We start from the raw sequence: 22,421 nt of genomic DNA, 5'->3' as shown, positions 1-22,421 counted from the left end.
GGGTTATTCCTTCCTGATAGCTCAGCCCTTGACCGCGCCGGCCATCAGCCCGCGCACGAAATAGCGGCCGGCGACGACATAGACGATCAGGGTTGGCAGCGCCGCGATCATCGCGGCCGCCATGTTGACGTTGTATTCGACGACTCCGGTCGAGGTGTTGACGACATTGTTCAGCGCCACCGTCATCGGCATTACGTCGCCGGAGCCGGCATAGGCGGAGGCGAATAGGAAATCGTTCCAGATGTTGGTGAACTGGTAGATCACCGTCACAACGATGATCGGCAGCGAATTGGGCAGCATGATGCGCCGAAAAATCTGGAAGAAGGAGGCACCGTCGACCTGTGCCGCCTTAATCAGCTCGTTCGGGAATGCCTCGTAATAGTTACGGAAGAAAAGCGTGGTGAAGCCAAGGCCGTAGACGACGTGGACGAAGACGAGATTGACGGTCGAATTGCCGAGGCCGAAATTAAAGCCGGTGGCGTTCTGCAGGGTGACACCGAAGCGGCCGAGGCTGCCGAGGATCGTCGCCATCGGCAACAGCACCGACTGGAACGGGATGAAGCAGGCGAACAGCATCATGGCGAAGACCAGCGTGTGGCCGCGGAAGCGCCATTTGGTCAGCACATAGCCGTTGAGCGCGCCGAGCAGCGTCGAGATCAGCACCGCCGGCACGACCATCTTGATGGAGTTCCAGAAATAACCCTTCATGCCGACACAGGTCAGGCCCGAGCAGACTTCGCTCCACGCCTTTATCCATGGTGCGAAAGTCGGCTCATGCGGCAGCGACAGCATGTTGCCGTTCTGGATCTCGTCCATGGTCTTGAACGACGTCACCAGCATGACGAAGAGCGGCATCAGGTAGAAGATCGCGAACAGCGCCAGCAGCCCGTAGATGACGATGCGGTTGAGTGTCTTGGTGCTCATGCCGCCGGAGGCCTGCCGGGAAGCAGCGGGGCGGGCAGGGGTGGCGACAGCGCTCATCGCGGCTTCTCCCGCAGTTCGGAATAGAGATAGGGCACGATGATGGCGACGATGGTCATCAGCATGATCACGGCACTTGCCGAGCCGACCGCCATTTCGTTGCGCTTGAACGTATACTCATACATGAAGTTGGACGGCAGCCAGGCCGAGCCGCCGGGACCGCCGCTGGTCAGCGCCACCACCAGATCGTAGGACTTGATGGCGAGGTGGGCGAGCACGATAAAGGCCGACAGGAAGATCGGCCGCAGCAACGGGATGACAATGCGGCGGTAGAGCTGGAAGGTTGTGGCGCCATCGATCTGCGCCGCCTTCATGATCTCGCCGTCAATGCCGCGCAGGCCGGCCAAGAACATCGCCATGATGAAGCCGGAGGCCTGCCAGACGCCGGCGATGACAACGGTGTAGATGACGAAGTCCTTGTTCTTGATCCAGTCGAAATGAAAGCTCGTCCAGCCCCATTGATGCAAGGTCTGTTCGAGGCCGAGACCGGGATCGAGGAACCATTTCCAGGCGACGCCGGTGACGATGAAGGAGAGCGCCATCGGGTAGAGATAGATTGGCCGCAACACGCCTTCGCCACGGATCTTCTGGTCGAGCAGGATGGCCAGGAACAAGCCGAGCGCCAGGCAGATGGCGATGTAGAGAAAGCCGAAAACGCCCATGTTGGTGATCGACGTGTACCAGCTCGATGGTGGGTCGGTGTCGAAGGTCCAGCCCCACAGCCGCTGATAGGCGCGCGAGCCGGTGATGACGTAGGACGGGAAGGTCTTGGAATTGGTGAAGGACAGAAAGATCGTCCACAGGATGAAGCCGTAGACGAAGACGATGGTGATGGCGAAGCTCGGTGCCAGCACGATCTTCGGCAGCGCGTCCTGCAGGCGAGAGCGCACCGAGGGGCGCGACCGCTCCGGCGTCAGCTTGATCTGGGTTGTCGCTACGCTGCTCATGAGGCTCCTCCCGTTTCGGGTCGTCCATGCTCTGCCGTCAGGCGGCAGGCGGCCCCGTGCGTACGGGTCTTTGGTCGGCATGGTGTTCAAGCCGTCCAATCGTGAGGTGAAACCTTCCCCGCCGAAGCGGGGAAGGTGTTTGGTGGCGAGCGCTTACTTGGCGTCGTCGATTGCCTTGACCAGTTCGGTCACGGCTTCGTCCGAGGTCTTGATCTGACCATGGACGAACTTCGACACGACGTCCTTGTAGGCATTGGCGACTGCCGGAGGCGCGCCATAGCCCTGGGCGAGCGAGCCGAACAGAGTGCCCCCCTCGTTCGCAGCCTTCAGATCGGCGATGCCCTTCTTGCCGCACGCGTCGAAGTCGGTGTCCGGAACGTCGGTACGGGCCGGAACCGAACCCTTGACGACGTTGAAGGCCGACTGGAAGCTCTTCGACAGGGTGGCGGTGGCCAGCGCGACCTGGGCGGCCTTGCGGTCGTCCGGAACGTTGAACATACCGAACATGTCGGAGTTGTAGACCACTGAGCCATCGGTGCCCGGGAAGCGATAGCACAGGAAATCCGTGCCAGGGGTCTTGTTGGCGGCATGGAACTCACCCTTGGCCCAGTCGCCCATGACCTGGACAAGGGCGTCGCCCTTGATGACCATGGCGGTGGCAAGGTTCCAGTCGCGGCCCGAGAAGTTCGGGTCGACGTAGGTGACGAGCTTGGCTAGGTTGTCGAACGACTTCTTCATCGTGTCGGATTTCAGCGACTCGTCGTCGAGGTCGTTGAAGGCCTTCTTGTAGAACTCAGGTCCGCCGGTCGACAGAACGACCGAGTCGAACATGGTGGCTTCCTGCCAGTTCTGGCCGCCGAGAGCGAGCGGGATGACGCCAGCCGCCTTGGCCTTGTCGAGCAGGGCAACGAAGTCGTCGAAGGTCTTCGGCTCGGTGCCGCCGATCTTGTCCATCACCGCCTTGTTGATCCACAGCCAGTTGACCGAGTGGACGTTGACCGGAGCCGCGACCCACTTGCCGTCATAGACCGAGAATTTCTGCAGGGCTGCCGGAACCGATTTGTCCCAGCCTTCCTTCTTCGCCGTCTCGGTCAGGTCGCCCATCACGCCGGCTGCGGCATAATCGAGCACGGTGTAGCCGAGCATCTGCGACGCCGTCGGGTAATTGCCGGCCGCGACCATTGCTTTCAGCGCGGTCATGGCGGCGTCGCCGCCACCGCCGGCCACCGGCACGTCCTTCCAGGCATAGCCTTCCTTGGCCAGGTCACCCTTGAGGACGTTGAGGGCAGCCGCTTCGCCGCCTGACGTCCACCAATGCAGCATCTGCACTTCCTTGACGTCCTCGGCATGGGCCGAGAAAGCAAAGGTCGTCGCCAGAGCCGTTCCGATAAGCAGTTTGCGCAACATGTACTACCTCCCTTGTTGCATTACACGACCGGTGGAAGCCCACCGGGTTCTTCCAAACTCAGCCGACCCACCAACCGGTGCGCTGGCCGCGATGAAACTGGATTGTCTTTTCCTCGGTATAATCCTCGACAGAGCGTTTGCCGAGTTCGCGTCCGATGCCGGACTGCTTGTAGCCCCCGAATGGCAGCTCGGGGTAGCCTTCCATGAATGTGTTCACCCAAACCGTTCCCGAACGCACACCACGCGCCACCGACATACAGGTGTCGATACTGGCGCTCCACACCCCTGCAGAGAGACCATAGGGCGTGTTGTTGGCGATGTGCAACGCCTTTTCAATCGTTTCAAAAGTCAGCACGGAGAGCACGGGTCCGAACACTTCCTCACGCGCAATCGCCATGTCCTCGGTAACGCCGCTAACAATCGTCGGATCGAGGTATTGGCCCGCGTTGGAGGCCAGCTGGCCTCCGCCGCTGTAGACATCGCTGCCGTCTTTCGCTGCTGCCGTGACGTAGCCCGCGACTTTACTCAGATGATCGGCGGAAATCATGGCGCCGACCTTGGTGCGGTCATCGAGCGGATCGCCGACCGCTACCTTGGCGGTCAGGGCCTTAACAGTGGCGAGGAAGTCTTTGGCGATCGCCTCATGCACGATCAACCGGCTGCCGGCATTGCAGCATTCGCCGGCATTGAAGAAGCCGCCGAAGACAGCCGCATCCGCAGCAGCCTTGAGGTCGGCATCGGGGAAGACGATCTGGCCGTTCTTGCCGCCGAGCTCCATCGAGACCTTCTTCAGGGAATCCGAGGCTGCCGCCATGGTCATCTTGCCGACGCGGGTCGAACCGGTGAAAGACACCATCTCGACCAAGGGATGGCTGACCATCGGCGCGCCGACATCGGCTCCCAGTCCGGCCAGGATGTTGACGACGCCGGCAGGCAGGCCGGCCTGCATCAGTATGTCGCCGAGCACGAAGGTCGAGGCCGAGGTCATTTCGCTCGGCTTGACGACTGCCGTGCAGCCGGCTGCGAGCGCGAAGGGCAGTTTCTGGCTGACGATCAGGAAGGGGAAATTCCACGGTGTGATGATCGAGACGACACCGATCGGCTCGCGCAGCACGACACCCAACATGGCGTCACCGAGATTGGCGTAGCTCTCGCCATGCAGCGTGCGGGCGAGCGAAGCGGCATAGCGCCAGATGTCGACGGCGCCGCCAATCTCGCCGCGCGCCTGGGCGATCGGCTTGCCGGATTCCAGCGCATCGAGCCGGGCGATGTCTTCCAACCGGGCCTCGATGAGGTCAGCCGTCTTGAGGAGGATCGCGGCCCGTTCGGCCGCCTTCATGCGCGGCCACGGGCCGGTCTCGAAGGCCTTGTGCGCGGCCTGCACCGCCGCTTCCACCTCGGCCGTGCCGGCCTGCGCATAGCGCGAGACGGTGAAGCCGTGACCGGGGCTGTTGCGCTCCAGCGTGCGACCATCGCGGGCATCGACAGGCTTGCCGTCGATCAGGAGCTTGTAAGCCTTCGGCGCCTTGGACGCCTCAGTCGGCATGGAAATGTTTAGCGGTGCGTTCATCATGCTTTCTCTAGGATCTCGAAAAGGCAGGCTTCTGCTTGGCCTTGAAGGCGCCGACGCCGGCCTGGAGGTCGCCGGTCAGCGCAATGAAGCCGCTGGCAAGAGCTTCCGTTGCGGCCGCACTTTCCTCGCCTTCGGCGACTGCGATCATCAGCTTGGCGGCTTCGGTTGCGAGCGGCCCGCGCTCTGCGATTTTTTGTGCCCAAATCTTGGCCTCTGCCAGCGCCTGGCCGGTCTCGACCATGCGGTCGACGATGCCGAGGGCGAGCGCGCCAGGGGCGGCAAAGACTTCGCCGCCGAGCGCCATGCGGCGCACGGTCTGCGCACCAAAGCGGCGCACGGCGCGCTGCGTGCCGGACCAGCCGGGCACGACGCCGATTGATGTCTCCGGGAAGCCGAGCTTCACCTGTGTTTCGGCGACACGAAAGTCGCAGGCAGCAGCCAGCTCCAGCCCGCCGCCCAACGCATGGCCGGAGAGCACGGCTATGGTCGGCTGGCGGAGCCTTGCCAGCCGGTCGAAGACGCGGTGGCCGTAGCGCACCCATTGCACCTGGAAGTCGGCGGCGCTCATCTGCGCCCAGGCCTCGACGTCGCCGCCGGCGCAAAACCCCTTGCCTTCGCCGCGAACCAGCACGACGCGCACGCCCTCAGCCATCTCGGCTTCGTCGAGCGCAGCTTCCAGCGCGCGCAGCATCGGAATGTCGAGCGCGTTGAACTTTTCCGGCCGGCGAAGCGTGACGATGCCGATGGCGCCGTCTTGCTCGAAGGTGACGAGGCGCTCAGCCATGCGCGCCTCCGAGCGAGGCGCCGCCATTGAGCGACAGGCCGATCGGGCGGTCCTGGTAGAGGGCTGCCGGTGTCACCTTGAGATCGTTGGCGACGGCGAGCGGTGTTTCGGACTGCGCCAGCACATCGCGTTCGAGATCGATCCCCGGCGCCAGTTCCGTCACCATCAGGCCGTCCGGCGTCAGCTTCATCACGCAGCGCTCGGTGACATAGGTGATGTCCTGTCCCTGCGCGACTGCACGCTTGCCCGAGAAAGAAATGTGCTCGACCTCGTTGACCACCTTCTTGACCTTGCCTTCCGCGTCGATGCGGATGCCGCCATCGGCCAGCGACAGTTTTGCGCCGGCATTGAAGAAGCCGGAGAAGACGATCTTTTTCGCCCGCGCGGTGATGTCGACGAAGCCGCCGGCGCCGGCAGTGACATGCGGCCTTGCCGAAAGCTTCGACACATTGACCGAGCCATGGCGGTCGATCTGCAGGAAGGACAGCAGCGAGGCGTCGAAGCCGCCGGCCTGGAAATAGATAAACTGGTGCGGCGAGGGCATGATCGCCTCGGCGTTGGAGGCGCAGCCGAACTTGAAGTCGAGCAGCGGCACGCCGCCGACGGCGCCCTGTTCGATCACCCAGGTGACCTTGCCGTGCTGGCCTTCCTCAAGAAGGATGCGCGGCACATTGGCCGAGATGCCGAAGCCGATATTGACGGCCATACCGTTGCTGAGTTCCATCGCAACGCGGCGTGCGATCACCTTCTGGATGCTCATCTCCGGGGTGCGGAAGCTCGACAGCGGCCGGAAGATCTCGCCGGAGATCGCCGGGTCGTATGGCGTCAGTGTCGTCTGCAACTGGTCGGGCGCGACCACGATATGGTCGACCAGCACGCCGGGCACCCGCACGTCATGCGGCTTCAGTGTGCCGTTTTCGACGACGCGTTTGACCTGCGCAATGACGATGCCGCCATTGTTGCGGGCGGCGAGCGCCTGTTCGAGGCCGCCGAGATAGGCGCCCTCATGCTCATAGGTAAGGTTGCCGCGTTCGTCTGATGTCGTGGCGCGGATGATCGAGATGTTGGGCACGATCGAGCGGAAATAGAGCCATTCCTCGCCGTCGAACTGCTGCACGGAGACGATCGGCTCGCTCGCCGCCGCGTTCATGGCGCAGCCTTGGTGGCGCGGGTCTGCAAAAGTGTCGAGGCCGACCTTGGTCAGCACGCCGGGCCGCTTGGCGGCGGCCTCTCGGTGCATGTCGAACAATATGCCGGAGGGCACATTGTAGGCGGCAACCGAATTGTCGCCGATCATCTTCCAGATCTGCGGCGGCTCGGACGAGGACGGGCCAGAGGGGTAGGAGCCGCAAAGCGTGCGCTTCAACAGGCCGGGTTTGGCGAGATGATCGATGCCCTTGATGCCATACATGTCGCCGGCGGCGATCGGATGCAGCGTGGTGATATTCTTGGGCTGGCCCTCCGCGTCGAAGCGCTCGCCGATAGCGGCCAGCACCGCATCCGGGCAGCCGAGGCCACTCGACGACGAGACGGACACGGTCATGCCGTCCTTTATGAGGCCGGCGGCTTCGGCGGCGGAGACGAGCTTGCTCACTTGGCGCTCCCGAGCTTGGGATCGATGGTGACCGCCTTGCCGGATTTTTCCGACTGCAATGCCGCTTCGGCCAAGGCCAGCGACCAGACGCCGTCCTCGCCGGTGGCCGATGGCTGGCCCTTGCCGCGGATCGCATCGTGGAATTGGCGCAGCGACCTGACGTAGAGATCCTCGCGCTCGAAGCTCAGCTCTTCCTCGCCCTTGGCGGTGCGCAGCAGCACCGATCCGACCGGCTTCTGCGTCATGACATTCCTGGCCATCAGCGAGCCTTCCGAGCCATGCACCTCGAAGCCGGTATCCGCGAATTTCGTGGTGAAGCCCTCATGCGACTGGGCGATGACGCCTGACCGGAAACGCCAGATGCACATTGCACCATCTTCCAGGCCGCTGCCTGCCATGCCGGCCGACTGGGTAAAGGCCGATATCTCGATTGGATCGTCGCCAAGCACGAAGCGCAGCGTGTCGGCATCGTGCACGGTGATGTCGAGCACCACGCCGCCGCCGGCCTCAGGCCTGGTGATGCGCCAACCCTGCAGGTTCTCGGGCAGGTAGACGGAATGGAAGACGCGCGCGGCGATCGGCTTGCCGATGCGGCCGGCCGATATGGCGTCGCGCATGGCGCGGTGGGCGCCGGCATTGCGCAGATGGTGGTTGGTGCCAAGCACGGTTCCGGCTGCCTTGGCGGCGGCGACCATGGTGCGCGCATCGGCGCTGGTCAGCGCCAACGGCTTTTCGCACAGAACATGCTTTCCCGCCTTGATCGCGGCCAGCGCCTGTTCGAGATGCAGTTCATTGGTGGTCGAGATGTAGACGGCGTCGATGTTGGCGCCGAGAAGGTCGTCCAGCGTCGAGACGGCAAGCGGAATGGTGTTTTCTCGGGCATAGGTATTGGCGCGCTCGGGGCTGGAGCTCATCACCGCCGATATCTCGCCATCAGCTTGCGCTCGGATGGCGTTGATCATGAATTGTTTGGCGATCGTGCTGGCGCCGATCAGTCCCCATCTGACGCTCATGCGGCGTCTCCCATTCCTGCAGGCCTGTTCTGGGTGCGGCGATCGGGACCGCAGCTTTCCCTGACGACCAGATTGACGGCGCCGATATGATCCTCGGCGCGTGTGGTGCGCGACTGGATCATCTTCAGCATGACGTGCGCGGCACGCTCGCCGAGACCGGGGGTATCCACCGAAACACTCGTCAGCGCCGGCATGTAATGCTCGGCCTCGACCACGTCGTCGAAACCGACGACGGCGAAATCCGCCCCCGGTTCCAGTCCGCGCTTGCGCAGCGCCAGCATAACGCCGAAGGCGACCGCGTCGTTGAAGCACAGCGCCGCCGTCGGCGGCTCGGCCATGGCAAGGGCGGTTTCCAGGCAGGCGATGCCGCCCCTGCGGCTGGTCTCGCCTTCGACGACAAGCACGTCGCGCCTGGCAATGCCTGATGTCTCGCAGGCTTCGCGAAAACCGCCCAGGCGCTCCTGATAGACGACCAGATCGGCGGTGCCGCCGAAGAAGGCCAGCCGGCGATGGCCCTTGCCGATGAGATGGGCGGCCGCCAGGTACGCGCCGCGATGATTGTCGGGCGCAATCACCGGGATGCGGCTGTCCGGCAGCCGGCGCATGGCAAAGACGACCGGCACACCTGCCGTCTCAAGGCGGCGGAAGGCGCCCGGCGTGGTACCGCGCGCCGGTGACACGATCAGCCCGGCGACGCCCTGTTCCATCAACGACTTCAGGACTTCTTCCTGGCGCACCGGATTTTCCGCCGTGTTGGCGATGAAGGGCACGATGCCAGCCGACTGGAAGACACGCTCCATGCCGACCGCCAGCTCGGCAAAAAAGGGGTTGGTGAGATCGTTGATGACCATGCCGATGACGTTGGAGTGGGCCTTGCGCAGATTGGCGGCGCCGCGGTTGTAGACATAGCCGACATCCTCGATCGCCTTGCGAACCTTGCTGGCTGTCTCAGGTCTGATCAGCCCGCTGCCCTGGAGCACGAGTGAGACCGTCGATTTGGACACGCCGGCTTCGCGGGCAATGTCGAAAATCGTCGCCTTGGCCCGGCTGGCCATCCAGATAGTCCTCCCGGCGTTCTGATCGAATTAATTGGAACGTTCTAAACGCCGGCCTCACTGAGAGTCAATCGGGATTTCCGCAAAACCCGAAAAAGTGATTGTTCCGGCCTTAAAGTCGAATAAGGCAAGGGACTGCGTGTTGCGCCGCAGCATCCGACGTCGTCAATTTCCGGAATCGTAAAGCTTCTTGATTTATTGGAACGTTCCATTTATAGGCGCTGGCAAAGGGAGAATTTCATGGACATCACCTTGCCCGGGGAAGGTGGCCGCCACGCTCGCTATCGGCTCGTCGGCCAGCCGGCTGAGCCGGTTATCGGGGCGCGGTTTTCGCGCATCGCCTATGCCGCCGCCCATGTTGTGGCCGATCCGCTTGCAATGACCGACCCATGGTCGCCGCCCGTGGTCGACTGGGACAAGACGATGGCGTTCCGTCATCATCTGTGGCGGCTCGGCTTCCGCATCGCCGAGGCGATGGATACCTCGCAGCGCGGCATGGGTTTCGACTGGGAAAATGCGAAGGAATTGATCCGGCGCTCGATCGCCGAGGCACGCATGGTCGAAGGCGCCGACCTCGCTTCCGGCGCCGGCACCGATCATCTGGCGCCGGCGGCTGCCAGAACGCTCGATGATGTCATTGGCGCCTACGAGGAACAGTTCGCTTTCATCGAGGGCCAGGGTGGCAAGGCGATCATGATGGCCAGCCGGGCGCTGGCTGCGGTGGCGAAGGCGCCGGACGACTATCTCAAGGTGTACGACCGCATCCTCAGCCAGGCCTCCGGCAAGGTCATCCTGCACTGGCTGGGCGACATGTTCGATCCGGCCCTGAAGGCCTATTGGGGTAGCGGCAATTTCGAGGCAGCGCTCGACACCGTCGTCGCCATCATCGAGCGCCATGCAGATAAGGTCGAGGGCATAAAGATATCGCTCCTCGATGCCGGCAAGGAAGTCGCCTTGCGCAACCGCCTGCCGAAAGGCGTCGTCATGTTCACCGGTGACGATTTCAACTACCCCGAGCTGATCGCCGGCGACGGCGAACGGCATTCACACGCGCTGCTGGGTATATTTGACGCCATCGCCCCGGTCGCCAACGCAGCCCTGGCGAAGCTGACTGACGGCGATCGCGCCGGCTATGACGCGCTGATGGCGCCGACGGTGCCGCTGTCGCGGAGAATCTTCGAGGCGCCGACCGAGTACTACAAGGCCGGCATCGTCTTCATGGCCTGGCTCAATGGCCACCAGGACCATTTCGCCATGGTTGGCGGCATGCAGTCGGCGCGCGGCATCCTGTACTATGCCGACGTCTTCCGCCTTGCCGACCAGGCAGGGTTGCTCGCCGATCCCGAACTTGCGTTGACCAGAATGAAGCATTTCTGCGCGGTTGCGGGTGTCTGAGGACGGCACAATCGGCGGCTGAAAAGTATCCCCGTATGGGGCTCATGCTCGAAGAGCTGGCGCAGCATCACGCCGACTATCATCCGCTCGAGGCTGCCTTCGGCTATTTTGTCGGCGTTCCTGGCCATCGAGGACGAAATCAGCGCGGCCAGAGCAAGGGAGATTCTTGGCAAAGGCTATGCGCTCGATCCTGAAAACGATGCCTATGCGCTCAAGATCGTGGCCTCTTATTTTCGCGAGAAGGATTACGCTGCAGGCGAAGCCATTTTGAAATCGCGCATGACGGCACAATTCGAGGCGAGTCCCAAGGTGCCGCTGCCGATGCTTGTGGCGTTGTCGCGCAAGACGGTGCATGGCCACGCCATGGGCAAGGATTTCGCCTCCTACGTTGCCGCGGCCAAGGCCGGCCACCCCTATGCCGCGGCGTGCGCGGCCCATATTCTGCTGAGGCGTAAGAGGACATGGAGTCCGCATCGAGTATGACCACGATAGCGATCAAAGCTGAACCCAAAAATAGAATCTTCAAGCAGGTCGCGCGGCAGATGGGGTCAGTTGCATCAGGTAAGTCTGGCCGGCTATCGCAACTGCGATCGCGGCTCCGGAAGGCGGGCATAAGAATCTAGCCCCTTCGCCACCGCCAGAAGGGTGCGATGCCTTCGTCCGGGTGGAAAAGAGGCTTTGCGGCTTCCGCCTCGGCGGCGGAAATCGTCGCTTCAGGGTCGTGGCGCACCAGATCCAGCAACAGCGGCCAACGTCGGTCCGCGTCGATCGCTTCCGTGGCTTGCCGGCTGTCGATATTGGCCGCCAGCCAATGCAGAGCGTCAACCAGTCCCTGTCCCTGGTCTGCCCGGTGCTGCCAGAGGTCGTCACCGATCGAGGTCAGCAGGCGCGCCAGTGTCGTCCAGCCCTGCAGAGTAAACAGGGTGTAGTGAATGGGCCGAGTGCGGGCTAGTTCCCTCGGCAATGAGCCGTCCGACGCGATCTGATCTGCCAATCTCTCCCTGGCATGAAGTCCGATCCCGGCCAGCGTGGCGCTATCACCCAGGAAGGCTGCGATCGATGCCCGCTGCAAATCGTAAAAGACGCCATGGTTGTTGGCGCGGGAAGCCTCCGTCACCGCGGCGGGCGCGGTGTCCAGCCAATTGGCGTACGAGCCAAGCCAGGATCTGAACGTTTCGCGCTCCGTTGCGTCCAATGCGCCGGCACGCTCAATCAGACGAACAGCATCGAGGAAGAAATAGAGATCCTTGAGCTCGATAATGCCGGTCCCGTTGCCTTCATTGTCGTCGTGGCCGAACCGGACCTGCGCGTATCGCATATGCGGGTTCATCCTTGTAGCGGGGTCGATGAACCAGGTGCGGATCAGCTTGGCGGCGTGGCTGGAATAGCTTGGCTCGTCAAGCACTGTCGCCGCCAGCGCAAGCACGGTGGTGTCGTCAAGCAATCGCTGCAAGCGGGTGCGATCGTAGGTCTCGCTGCCGGCTTCGTAGAGTGCGGTGCCGGGTGCGCGCTCGCCGTCGCGCCGAATGAAGGGCAGGCCATCAGGGCTGTGGGGATCGGGCCACCAATAGGGCCCCGGTTGGAAATAATCGTGTCGGTCGCCGCTCGGCGCTACTGATGTCTTGTCCGTCACACTGAACGGACCTCGGGTAAGCGCCTGGTCGGCGCAGAGCCGCAGATGCTGCCGAAGGCCGGCGTCCTTGTTCCTTGAGGCGGCGGCGAGCGCCTTCTCGTCGTAGAAAACCAGCTGTGACGGATCGAGCCTTGCGGAGATCACAGCGGCGTCGCAACGGTCGATCATGGTCATGATCGCCTCGTCGCGGCTGAACGAGCGGGCAACGAATCCGGCCCGGCCGATTTCAAGATGCGCGCGCCCGGAATCCAGGCGCGCCACCCAGCCAGCAGTCTGGAAAAGTCCTGAATCCGCCGATGGGGGTGGACGCGGGAAATCCCACGGGTCGTCGCGAAATCGGTCCCAAAGCCCGGGAATGCCAAGCCGCCACAGCATTTCAACCTTGGGCCGGCGCCCGTAGGGATGAGTTTCGTCGAACAGCTCGGTCGTGTCGGCCCTGAATATGATCTGCGGCTCTTCATTCGCGGGCGGGCTGAAATTCTCGTCGAGCAGGGCCGTGTTGTCGACGATGCGCGCCATCGGTACGATGACATAGGGCAGATACGGCCTCGCCTCGATTGCCTGGCGTATCTGCCTGAACGCCTGCTCGGTCAGAAAACAGTTTCCGTCCCATGGCATCAGCCACTTCGCCCGCGTGCGGGCCATCTCGAGCGCTTTGTTGCGGGCGCTATTGTTGTTCATCAAATAGCGGTTCTTGCTGCTTCTGATGAGCGTTTCGTAGCGTGCCGCCGTGAGTTCAGCCGATCGGCTGCCTTTGCTGGAAAACCGGAGCTCTTTTGCCGACAGCCTGTCGATGTCCCAAGGAATTCTGCCATAGGCGCCGAGATGGAAAGGGATGCGGTGAAAGCTCTGGTCACGGCTCTCCAGCAGCCCGACGATGCGAACCTCCTCTTCGGGATCGGCTATCCGATTGATGATCCAGAACTTGTCGCAGTCAGGAAAGGCCGGCTCATTGTCCAGGATGAAGCTGGCATTGTCGAAGGACTGGCCTTTGCGGTGCCGCGGCTCGAGATCATTGCCAATGATGCGGACGAGCATGAAGCTGTCCTTCGCTGCCGCAATCGGCAAGGCAGGGTATGCGTCACGGGCCGCCCTGATGCGAAGCCTGACATCGCGCCTGTGCTCGAATGTTCGCTTTGCCGCAACCAGCACGCCGCCAAGTCTCGAACCCGGCGATTGGAGATATTTCCTCGCCCGTTTGAGCTCGAGGTAGATGCGTTGCCAGGTCGGTTTCCGCTGCGCCGGAGTTGACGTCATGGCCACCCGCCTAAGCGAGCATGCCAATGGTCGGGGATAATCGACCATCCTGATGTCATTGTTCGCATTGTTCCCCCCGAACATCGCGCCTGTTCCCAGCCTTAAGGCCATCGCGCCCGCTCGTCACGACTGAAAATTCGTCCAGGCATTGCCGCGCCAGCTCACCAGCCTGCGCCGGGAAGGCATTGCCGGCAATTCAGTCTTGCTCGTGAACCATTTCGTTGCCGCCCGCGACCAAGCGCTGTGTAGCAAACACGGCCCATCACGGAGAACGTCCATGTCTATCACTTCAAGAAACGTTCTTCTCGCCGTCATCGCCGTTTCGGTGCTGGCTGGGTGTCAGACGGCACCGCCGAGGGAATGCGAGAAGACCAAGCCTGGTGTCACCTACAACGGCAAGTGCTGCGGCATCGGCACCCCATGCCGTGAAGGCAATAACAACCCTCATGACAAGCCCGACAGGCCCGATCCGCGGCCGCAATGACCCGGCCGAGAGGCCTCGCCGTCCCGGCTCGTGCCGGGGCGGTCTTGCATCCCTGAATTGGCCTCGGGGCGACCTCGCTTGGAGGTGAACCTCGTTGGTACGCTATGGCGAAGCCATAAGCAGCGCCACCGAGTTCCGACGAGCGCTAAGCTGCGGAACAAATCAAAAGCCGATTGGTCTGGATGGTGGGCGTGACAGGGATTGAACCTGTGACCCCTGCAATGTCAATGCAGTGCTCTCCCGCTGAGCTACACGCCCATCCGAAGCCGCGCATACACCATTTTTGATCCAGCGCGTCAATAGCCGGAAAGGGAAAGAAGGGCTCGTTTTGTCGCGCCGTCAGGCAAGCGGCCGGATCGCACTGGGCGTGCTTCAGGCGGCCTGCAGCATTTTTTCGACCTCGTTGACGAGATCGCGCAGATGGAAGGGCTTCGACAGCACCTTGGCGTCTTTCGGCGCCTTGGAATCGGGGTTGAGCGCGACGGCCGCGAAGCCGGTGATGAACATCACCTTGAGGTCGGGATCGATCTCGGTGGCGCGGCGGGCAAGCTCGATGCCGTCCATCTCCGGCATGACGATGTCGGTCAGCAGCAAGGAGAAGGGTTCCTCGCGCAGCCGCTCATAGGCGCTGGCGCCATTGTCGAAATCGCTGACTTGGTAGCCGGCCCGCTCCAGTGCCTTGACCAGGAACCGGCGCATATCGTCGTCGTCTTCCGCCAGGAGAATGCGTGCCATTGTGTCCCGTCCGAATCACCCCACCCAAGCCTGCCGTCCGGCAAGCCCGTTAACCATCCTGTATATGAGGAGGTGACGGTAAACATCAAGTGAACGCTGGTGGCATTAATCCTGATTTGACGGGGTTCCTGACATGCCGAAATGCTGGACATGCGGCCGATGAGGTGGCAGTTTCCCATCATGATGCATCGCTGTTTCCGGGTTCGTTCAAATTGACGACGGCAGCCGAGGATTTTTCGGTCGTTCCACCCTTCGAAATCCGATCGGGCGCCGAGCAGCGCGTTCCCTTCGTCTTCAACTCGCCGCATAGCGGCCGCTACTATCCCGACCGCTTCCTGGCCATGGCCAGGCTCGACCGCAACGCCATCCGCCGTTCCGAGGATTGCTATGTCGACGAGCTGTTCGGCGGTGCCGTGGCACTCGGTGCGCCGATGCTGGCGGCGAATTTTCCGCGCGCCTATCTCGACGTCAATCGCGAACCGTGGGAGCTCGACCCGCGCATGTTCGCCGAGCCGGTGCCGTCCTTCTGCAACATCCGCTCGGCCCGCGTCGCCGGCGGGCTCGGCACCGTGCCCAAGCTGGTGGGCGAGGGGCTCGACATCTATTCCGGCCGCCTGCCGCTGGCGGAGGCCGTCCAGCGCATCGAGGCCGTCTACAAACCCTATCACGAGACGCTGAAGCGGCTGTTGACCAGAACCCATGCGAGGTTCGGCTATGCCGTGCTTATCGACTGCCATTCGATGCCGGCGAGCATCAGGGTGGGCGACAACGGCTTGCGGCCTGATTTCATCGTCGGCGATCGTTTTGGCATCTCGGCCACGGCTGCGCTGACCGAGACGGCGATCGGCCTGCTGATCGGCATGGGTTATACCGTCGCCCACAACAAGCCCTATGCCGGCGGCTTCATCACCGAGCACTACGGCCGGCCGGCGCGCCATCTGCATGCGCTGCAGATCGAGGTCAATCGCGGGCTCTACATGAATGAGCGGACGTTCCAGAAATCGGCTGGTTTCCATGCGCTGGCCGACGATATGGCGCGCTTTTCGGCCGACCTGATGTCAATGCCCGATGACCATTTCATCGACCTGCCTCTGGCTGCCGAATGACGCCGGAGCGGCGGCTAATTATGGGACCCCGCGAGAGCCATGCCTCGGCGTAAAAAAAGACCGCATCGTTTGCACGACACGGTCGAAGTCTAGGGAGGAAACGCCCAAGGAGGGCATGGACAGGAAAACCTGTCCGAGAACAAATTTATTGTGCGATGCACAAATGTCAATCGAATTCGGGCTTATTTAATTCACTCTGATGTGGAAATTGCGTTTGAACAGCGCCAATGTGACTTTTTGGCAACGGTTATCTCTACGATAAATCGATAAACCCGCTTGTTTTGGCGCGAAAGTGCCGGCAGACGGGTCAGGCACTCTGCATGCGGGAGAATCAGGTGGACATCAGCATCGATTTCATGCGCCGGATCGCGCAAGCGGCGGCGGCTGAAACCTTGCCGCGTTTCCGCGCGCAAGGCGCGGTGGCCAACAAGGAAAAAGGAAGTTTTGACCCGGTCACGGAAGCCGACCGCGAAGCCGAGCGCGCCATCCGGTCGCTGATATCGGCCGAGTATCCCGATCACGGCATTTTGGGTGAAGAGCATGGCAGCGAGAACATCTCCAGCAAGCATGTCTGGGTGATCGATCCCATCGACGGCACCCGCGCCTTCATCTCCGGGCTGCCGGTGTGGGGGACATTGGTCGGGCTCACGGTCGATGGCGACGCTGTCGCCGGCATGATGGCGCAGCCCTTCACCGGCGAGCTGTTCTTCGCCAACGCTTCCGGTTCCCACTATGAGGGCCCCGGCGGCCCTCGCAAGCTCTCGACCCGCAAGACGACGAAGCTCGACGAGGCGACCTTGTTCACAACCACGCCGGCGCTGTTCAAGGGCGAGGCGCGCCCACGCTTCGACCGGTTCGAAAAAGAGGTCCAGCTCGTCCGCTATGGCGCCGATTGCTACGCCTTCGCCATGATTGCCTCGGGCAGCGTCGATATCGTTGCCGATCCCGGATTGAAGCCCTATGACATCGTGGCACTGATCCCGATCATCGAGAAGGCAGGTGGCGTCGTCACCACATTCGAAGGCGGCCCGGCGGAAAAGGGCGGCGACATACTGGCCGCGGCGACGCCGGAGCTTCATGCCGCCGCAATGGCTTCCCTGCGCGGCTGATACCTTTTTGTTCGACGCAATTCCTCAGGGAAAGCGCTACGCGCTTTTCCCGGGAAAACCGTTTCACACTTTTCCTGGAATTTTTCTTAGCGTGGCTTGATCGAGCGCTGGAATTCCGCCGGCGTCCGTCCATAGACCTGCCGGAACGCCGCGCTGAAATGGCTGTGGCTGGAGAAGCCGAGATCCATGCCGAGCGTCGTCAGATTCTCGTAGCGGCCAAGCAGGTCGAGCGCACGCGCCAGACGCAGGCGCAGATGATAGCGGTAGAGCGGCATCGCCTCGACCTGCTGGAAGACCTGCGTCAGATAAACCGGTGATACCCCGACTTCGGCAGCGATCTCGGCCAGTGTCCAGCGCCGCGACAGGTCCGAAGACAGGACGAGCTTGGCGCGGTCGACCAGCTTCTGCCGGCCGGCGCTGGCGCCGGCGGCATGCGAGGTGCGCTCGCCGAGGGAGCGCCGCACCAGCGTCAGCGCCAGGGTTTCAGCCTCCAGCGTTTCGGCGATGTTGCGGCTCAGGCTGTGGCGCAGCACTGCCACCAGTGCCTGGGCCCGCGGGTCGATGCGGCGGCGCTGGCGACGAAACGCCAACGCGCTGCCCGAGCGCAACTGCTCCTTGGGCGTCAGGTCCTGCAGTTGCGCCTCTTCGATGACGAGATCGAGGCAGGAATCGCCACCCTCGACGGGGTGGCTGATCCGATAGGGCTCCGCCTCATTGAAGAACAGCAACTGGTTGGCTTCGGCGACCGCATCGTTGCGGCCGACATGGCGCACAAAGACACCGCGATAGGGAAAAACCAGATGCGTGGCGGCGGTGCATTCCTCGTCGCTCTCGTGGCGGCATTCGCCGCTGCAGACGATGTCCCTTATCCTGACGGTACCGGTGTCCAGGAGCGTCTGTACCGTGAATTGCGACATGGCCGCGTTTTCCCTTTGCACCGAAAGCTGTTCCGGCACTTTAGGTGATCGGGCTGCCCAGACCTGTCAGAAGACTTCACCTGTCAGCGCCTTCGCACGGCCATGGCTCAGTCCCACAAGCGGCGAATGTATTCCGTGTGGGCCTCACCGCGCGACAAGCCGATGTCCTTGAGCTGTTCGTCGGTCATTTCGAGCAAGGCAAGGCGGCTTCGGCGCCTTGCCAACTGACGGCCGATCCAGTTGGCCGCCACGATGCATTGTGTCCGCAAGGACCGCCGGAAAGTCGCGGTTTGAGTTGTCGGCTGATGTGGCAGGCATTGTGCCGTCGCTGCATGATCGCGGCGCATCGCTCAGGCCTCCCTGTTGCCGACCACCGAGACGCCGGCCACTGAGGCGCCGGCTTCGTTCAGCGCTATCGCACATTCCTCGCAGCAGACCTCCACGGTCTTGCCGCCGACCTTGACGCGGATCGGGTTGGCGTCCAGCTGGCAGTCGCAGGCAGCGCAGGTTTTCTCGGTCATGATGTCATCTCCTTGGCGTTCAGTTCGACGCGGAGAGATGATCATTCCTGCACGGCACCGGCTGTCAGAATCTTTAGCTGTTTGCCTGCGACCGGCGCTACGGGGCGGTCCTGCTGACAGAAGGCTGTCAGCAGGCGTGAACTCAAGGCGCCGCACCCTGCGGCGCTGGCGGCATCAGGCAGTGGGGTCGTCATTGCCGGGAATGAAGGCATCGAAGGCGGCGAGCAACTGCTCGCGGTAAACATCGGCCTCCTGCAGGATCTCGTGCTTGGCGCCATCGATCATCAACAGGGAGCCGACGCGCAGACGCCTGGTGTAGGCTTCCACGGCCTTGGTCGACACGACCTGATCGGCGCCGGCGGCGATCACGAGCAGGGGGACCTGAATCTTCGCCATGAAGTCCGGCTCGCTGATGGCTTCGCTTGCCTTGATGGCGGCCTGCAGCCAGCGGATCGTCGGGCCGCCGAGCGCCAGTTGTGGATAGTCCTCGTAGATTTTCGTGTTGCGCTGATAGCGCACAGGGTCCGATGTCACCTTGTTGACGGCAAAGGGCAGGGTCTGCCTGGGTCTAGGCCCCCAGGCCGCATAGAGCCGGCCGAGGCCGAAAAAGCACAAGAACGAGCAGACGCGGCGCACCGTTTGTACAGGCAGCGGAAAATCGGGCACCGTCAGGAATGGCGCGATCAGCACCATGCGGCGTACCCGGTTGACCATCGACGGGGTGGCGAGCAGCGCGATCACGGCTCCGGTCGAATGGGCGAAGATGTAATACGGGCCGCGGCAATCGGGCAGCACGATGTCCTCGAAGAACTGTTCGAGGTCGCCGGTATAGTCGTAGAAGGAGCGGACATAGCCGCGTTGCGGGTCTCTGATCAGCCGGTCCGAACCACCCTGGCCGCGCCAGTCGAGCGTGGCGACGCCGAGGCCGCGATCGGTAAGGTTGCGGATGGTCTCGAAATATTTCTCGATGCACTCGTTGCGGCCGGGCAGCAAGACGACCGTCCCCTTCAGCGGCCGGGCGACCGCGGCAAAAAGGCCGTAGCGGATCTTCTTGCCGTCGCGCGTGGTGAAGAAGCCGCCGGCGACATTTTGCGGCGGCGGGTTGCCTGGCGTGGGGTGGAAGAGGTCCGTCATTCGGCGCTTGCGTCTTCGTGGTGTCTCACCCGGCGGGGCGTCGGCATGGTGATAGACGCCAATGGATGAAAAGCAAAGGGAGTGCGCCCGGGGGGGGGTGGACGAACAATGAGTAAGGCCGGAAGCAGCCTGCGACGGCGTGCTTCCGGCCTCTGTCGATCCGGGAGGAAGGGACGTTACACCCGGTTCGGCTTAGTCGCGGCGCCTTCATCCGGCGCCGCCTGGTTCTTTATCCTGGCTGCACTCTAGCGCCGGCCGGCTGAACGGGCGCCGAAGCGGCGGTTCATCTGCCGTTCATCGACGCCTCAATTCACAACTCTTCAAAAATCCTTGAAATGCGCTTTTGCGCTCCCCAAATGTCGGATGCAGCCGCCGATGTCGGGGCTGCTGGTCCACGCGAAAACGCCTTTCCAGGGTTTCGCACCGGCCACACGCAAACCATGTTGCTCAAACAGGAGAACACCTCATGCGTCACGTTGATTTTTCCCCGCTTTATCGCTCGACCGTCGGCTTCGATCGGCTCTTCACCATGCTGGATTCGCTGGCCCAGCCCGACAGCGCGCAGACCTACCCGCCCTACAACATCGAGCGCACCGGCGAGAACGCCTACCGCATCTCAATGGCGGTCGCCGGCTTCTCGGATGAAGAGATTTCGATAGAAGCCCACCGCAACGTGTTGACCGTCAAGGGTGAGCGCAAGGAAGAGGGCAATGGCGAGGGCTCCGAGCTGCTTTATCGCGGTATTGCTTCGCGTTCGTTCGAGCGCCGCTTCCAGCTTGCCGACCATGTCGAAGTCGTTGGCGCCACGCTGAAGAATGGCCTGCTCTTCGTCGACCTCACGCGCAACATCCCCGAGGAACTGAAGCCGCGCAAGATCGCGATTACCGCGAGCTCCGAGAAGGCCAAGCAGATCGAGGCCAAGAACGCCGCGTAATCAAGACGGCGGCGTCACGTCCAAGGGACGTAGTAACGCCCTGAGATAGAAGCGTCTCCTCCCGAGACGAAAGCGGCGCCGCGAGGGCGCCGCTTTTTTGTTGCGTCAACTCCCTGTCACCCCAACCGCAGAGTTCTGGCTCTTTTGCAGCGTGCGTCGCCTTCCCATGAAGGGCGATGTCTGATTTCCCGGCTGATTTCTCCTTGGCACTGACGGCCACCATTGCCGTCACCTTCCTGTTGGCCGGCATCGTCAAGGGCGTTACCGGCATGGGCCTGCCGACGCTGGCGATGGGGCTGCTGGGCACCATCATGCCGCCGGTCGCGGCGGCCTCGCTGCTGATCGTGCCGTCCTTCGTCACCAACATCTGGCAGCTGTTTGCCGGACCGAGCTTCGCGTCGATCCTCAGACGCTTATGGCTGATGATGACCGGCATCGTCGCCGGCACGCAGGCCGGCTCGTGGCTCTTGGCCAGCGACAACGTCAAATGGACGACCGCCGGTCTCGGTGCGGCGTTGATCATCTACGCCGCCTATACGCTGCTGGCGCGGCAATTGACGGTCCCGGTGTCGGCCGAGCGCTGGGCGTCGCCCATTGTCGGTTTTCTCACCGGTCTCGTGACCGGCGGCACCGGCGTGTTCGTGGTCCCTGCCGTGCCCTACATCCAGGCGCTCGGCCTGAGCCGTGACGACCTGATCCAGGCGCTCGGCCTGTCCTTCACCGTGTCGGCTATCGCGCTTGCCGCCGGGCTTGCCTCGCATGGCGCGTTCCAGGTGGAGCATATCGCCATGTCGTCGCTGGCGGTCCTGCCGGCCCTGCTCGGCATGTGGCTCGGACAGTTGCTGCGGCAGCGGATCAGCCCGGCGTCCTTCCGGCGCTGGTTTCTTATTTTCCTGATCCTGCTTGGCCTGGAGCTTCTGCTGCGACCTTTCCTGGCTTAGCAGCCAGTGCCGGCAGCGAGAACGGCCTCGACGTTTTGCCGGTGAACGGCTTCGTAGGGTGCGAAATATTCGACAGTACCGGCGGCGAACATCTCAGCGCCGAAGGTTTTCAGATCTTGCCTGGCCAGATCGGGCTCATGCCGGCAGCAGAGCAGTTTTTGAACGTAGGTTTGCGTGGCGGCGATGAGGCCTTTGTCATAGCCGGCTCGTTCGATCGTTTCGAGCGAGCCGTGATTGGGCAGGATGCGGTTGATCGGCCAGGCGGCCATGCGCTCAAGATCGACCAGATGTTGCGCCAGTCGATCCGCCTCGCCGACATAGGTGATCGGATCCTCCAGCGTATCGCCCGCCAGGAGCAGACCGGTCTCGGGCAGGAACAGCACGGTGCCGTCATGGCTGTGAATTTCGACCTGGCGCAGTTCGACGGCAATCGATCCGACGGTGAGGTCAAGGCTGCCTTCGAAAGTCCTGTTGGGCAGCACGAGTGGTTTGATCGGCGGAACGCCGCCTTCGATCTCGGCCTTGTTCTTCGCCAGAGCAGAGGCGGTTAGCGTGTTGGCTATGATTTCACAGTCCTGGAACACCTCGTTGCCGGCAATGTGATCGTCATGCCAGTGGCTGAGAACGACCCGGATGGAGCGCACTCCCATGGCTTCGAGCGTTTGCCTGATATAGCGCGCGTGAGGCAGCGAAATATGCGTGTCGTAGACAAGCGCTTGCGGCCCGTCGACAATGGCATAGGTGCAGATGCCTAGGGCATAGGCACCGTCATCGAGCCAGTTCGGCTCGTCCGACCAGGCGCGGACGCCGTCGATGCGGCCGTCGTAGAAGCCCAGCACGTCTGGCGCCGGGCGAACCAGCCGCATGGTTGAGCCGAGGGGAGGTCTGGTCATCGGAAAGC

General features: G+C 62.7%; 22 protein-coding genes and 1 tRNA gene. 7 read left to right on the top strand and 16 right to left on the bottom strand.

The genetic code is table 11. The features are described 5' to 3' along the window. Nucleotides 1-21 precede the first annotated feature (21 nt). From ACWGTI_RS03745 to ACWGTI_RS03710, 8 genes are all read right to left on the bottom strand, one after another. A complete protein-coding gene (locus ACWGTI_RS03745; RefSeq protein ID WP_454585851.1) occupies nucleotides 22-981 on the bottom strand; it encodes a carbohydrate ABC transporter permease in 960 nt (319 codons plus the stop codon). Beyond that, nucleotides 978-1,928 carry a carbohydrate ABC transporter permease gene (locus ACWGTI_RS03740; protein WP_454585850.1) on the bottom strand — a complete coding sequence of 317 codons (951 nt, stop codon included), beginning with the start codon at nucleotides 1,926-1,928 and terminating at the stop codon, nucleotides 978-980. Before ACWGTI_RS03740 ends, ACWGTI_RS03745 begins: the two co-directional genes overlap by 4 nt. A 153-nt stretch (nucleotides 1,929-2,081) precedes the next feature. Then, on the bottom strand, nucleotides 2,082-3,335 hold the full coding sequence (locus ACWGTI_RS03735; protein ID WP_454585849.1) for an ABC transporter substrate-binding protein: 1,254 nt from the start codon (nucleotides 3,333-3,335) through the stop codon (nucleotides 2,082-2,084). Between the two features lie 58 nt (nucleotides 3,336-3,393). Then, entirely contained in the window at nucleotides 3,394-4,905 is a 1,512-nt protein-coding gene (locus ACWGTI_RS03730; RefSeq protein WP_454585848.1) for an aldehyde dehydrogenase family protein, read from the bottom strand. Between the two features lie 10 nt (nucleotides 4,906-4,915). After that, a complete protein-coding gene (locus ACWGTI_RS03725) occupies nucleotides 4,916-5,692 on the bottom strand; it encodes an enoyl-CoA hydratase/isomerase family protein (RefSeq protein WP_454585847.1) in 777 nt (258 codons plus the stop codon). Further along, the gene (locus ACWGTI_RS03720; protein WP_454585846.1) at nucleotides 5,685-7,286 is read right to left on the bottom strand and encodes an acyl CoA:acetate/3-ketoacid CoA transferase; all 1,602 of its coding nucleotides are present in this window, start codon (nucleotides 7,284-7,286) and stop codon (nucleotides 5,685-5,687) included. Before ACWGTI_RS03720 ends, ACWGTI_RS03725 begins: the two co-directional genes overlap by 8 nt. Beyond that, complete coding sequence (locus ACWGTI_RS03715) at nucleotides 7,283-8,299, bottom strand: Gfo/Idh/MocA family protein (protein ID WP_454585845.1); 1,017 nt, start codon at nucleotides 8,297-8,299, stop codon at nucleotides 7,283-7,285. The genes ACWGTI_RS03720 and ACWGTI_RS03715 overlap by 4 nt, the downstream gene beginning before the upstream one ends. Beyond that, nucleotides 8,296-9,354 (bottom strand): LacI family DNA-binding transcriptional regulator, encoded by a 1,059-nt coding sequence (locus ACWGTI_RS03710; RefSeq protein ID WP_454574484.1) that lies wholly within the window; start codon nucleotides 9,352-9,354, stop codon nucleotides 8,296-8,298. Before ACWGTI_RS03710 ends, ACWGTI_RS03715 begins: the two co-directional genes overlap by 4 nt. A gap of 240 nt (nucleotides 9,355-9,594) precedes the next feature. Between ACWGTI_RS03710 and ACWGTI_RS03705 the strand changes: the two genes are divergently transcribed. Both ACWGTI_RS03705 and ACWGTI_RS03700 read left to right on the top strand, forming a co-directional pair. Continuing rightward, nucleotides 9,595-10,749: a dihydrodipicolinate synthase family protein gene (locus tag ACWGTI_RS03705; RefSeq protein WP_454585844.1), complete on the top strand. Its 1,155-nt coding sequence runs from the start codon at nucleotides 9,595-9,597 to the stop codon at nucleotides 10,747-10,749. Nucleotides 10,750-10,857: 108 nt separating this feature from the next. Beyond that, the gene (locus ACWGTI_RS03700; RefSeq protein WP_454585843.1) at nucleotides 10,858-11,232 is read left to right on the top strand and encodes a hypothetical protein; all 375 of its coding nucleotides are present in this window, start codon (nucleotides 10,858-10,860) and stop codon (nucleotides 11,230-11,232) included. Nucleotides 11,233-11,368: 136 nt separating this feature from the next. On the opposite strand, the gene ACWGTI_RS03695 is transcribed toward ACWGTI_RS03700, so the two are convergent. Further along, a complete protein-coding gene (locus ACWGTI_RS03695) occupies nucleotides 11,369-13,639 on the bottom strand; it encodes an alginate lyase family protein (protein ID WP_454585842.1) in 2,271 nt (756 codons plus the stop codon). A 277-nt stretch (nucleotides 13,640-13,916) separates the two neighbouring features. Between ACWGTI_RS03695 and ACWGTI_RS03690 the strand changes: the two genes are divergently transcribed. Further along, entirely contained in the window at nucleotides 13,917-14,123 is a 207-nt protein-coding gene (locus tag ACWGTI_RS03690) for a hypothetical protein (protein WP_454585841.1), read from the top strand. A 183-nt stretch (nucleotides 14,124-14,306) separates the two neighbouring features. Here the strand turns inward: ACWGTI_RS03690 and ACWGTI_RS03685 are convergent. Next, nucleotides 14,307-14,381, bottom strand: a tRNA-Val gene (locus ACWGTI_RS03685). A gap of 114 nt (nucleotides 14,382-14,495) precedes the next feature. Further along, a complete protein-coding gene (cpdR, locus tag ACWGTI_RS03680; protein WP_006199474.1) occupies nucleotides 14,496-14,858 on the bottom strand; it encodes a cell cycle two-component system response regulator CpdR in 363 nt (120 codons plus the stop codon). Nucleotides 14,859-15,022: 164 nt separating this feature from the next. Here cpdR and ACWGTI_RS03675 point away from each other — a divergent pair, with 164 nt between their 5' ends. After that, the gene (locus ACWGTI_RS03675; protein WP_454585840.1) at nucleotides 15,023-15,964 is read left to right on the top strand and encodes an N-formylglutamate amidohydrolase; all 942 of its coding nucleotides are present in this window, start codon (nucleotides 15,023-15,025) and stop codon (nucleotides 15,962-15,964) included. A 335-nt stretch (nucleotides 15,965-16,299) separates the two neighbouring features. Next, complete coding sequence (gene hisN, locus ACWGTI_RS03670; RefSeq protein ID WP_454585839.1) at nucleotides 16,300-17,073, top strand: histidinol-phosphatase; 774 nt, start codon at nucleotides 16,300-16,302, stop codon at nucleotides 17,071-17,073. A gap of 86 nt (nucleotides 17,074-17,159) precedes the next feature. On the opposite strand, the gene ACWGTI_RS03665 is transcribed toward hisN, so the two are convergent. From ACWGTI_RS03665 to ACWGTI_RS03650, 4 genes are all read right to left on the bottom strand, one after another. Then, complete coding sequence (locus ACWGTI_RS03665) at nucleotides 17,160-17,990, bottom strand: helix-turn-helix domain-containing protein (RefSeq protein ID WP_454585838.1); 831 nt, start codon at nucleotides 17,988-17,990, stop codon at nucleotides 17,160-17,162. 107 nt (nucleotides 17,991-18,097) lie between these two features. Continuing rightward, entirely contained in the window at nucleotides 18,098-18,241 is a 144-nt protein-coding gene (locus ACWGTI_RS03660; protein WP_454585837.1) for a DUF1127 domain-containing protein, read from the bottom strand. A gap of 99 nt (nucleotides 18,242-18,340) precedes the next feature. Then, nucleotides 18,341-18,511, bottom strand: coding sequence for a hypothetical protein (locus ACWGTI_RS03655; RefSeq protein ID WP_454585836.1), 171 nt, complete (start codon nucleotides 18,509-18,511; stop codon nucleotides 18,341-18,343). Between the two features lie 174 nt (nucleotides 18,512-18,685). Further along, the gene (locus ACWGTI_RS03650; protein ID WP_454585835.1) at nucleotides 18,686-19,645 is read right to left on the bottom strand and encodes an alpha/beta fold hydrolase; all 960 of its coding nucleotides are present in this window, start codon (nucleotides 19,643-19,645) and stop codon (nucleotides 18,686-18,688) included. 466 nt (nucleotides 19,646-20,111) lie between these two features. On the opposite strand from ACWGTI_RS03650, the gene ACWGTI_RS03645 reads away from it, so the two are divergent. Then, nucleotides 20,112-20,579, top strand: coding sequence for an Hsp20 family protein (locus ACWGTI_RS03645; protein ID WP_454585834.1), 468 nt, complete (start codon nucleotides 20,112-20,114; stop codon nucleotides 20,577-20,579). A 176-nt stretch (nucleotides 20,580-20,755) separates the two neighbouring features. Continuing rightward, the gene (locus ACWGTI_RS03640; protein WP_454585833.1) at nucleotides 20,756-21,520 is read left to right on the top strand and encodes a sulfite exporter TauE/SafE family protein; all 765 of its coding nucleotides are present in this window, start codon (nucleotides 20,756-20,758) and stop codon (nucleotides 21,518-21,520) included. Here the strand turns inward: ACWGTI_RS03640 and ACWGTI_RS03635 are convergent. Further along, nucleotides 21,517-22,413 (bottom strand): MBL fold metallo-hydrolase, encoded by an 897-nt coding sequence (locus tag ACWGTI_RS03635; RefSeq protein ID WP_454585832.1) that lies wholly within the window; start codon nucleotides 22,411-22,413, stop codon nucleotides 21,517-21,519. The two genes, ACWGTI_RS03640 and ACWGTI_RS03635, sit on opposite strands and share 4 nt — an antisense overlap. Between the last annotated feature and the right edge of the window lie 8 nt (nucleotides 22,414-22,421).

This window comes from Mesorhizobium sp. ArgA1 (assembly GCF_053714375.1).
Note: the sequence above shows the minus strand (reverse complement) of the source record. Positions and strands in the feature narration are given on the sequence as shown.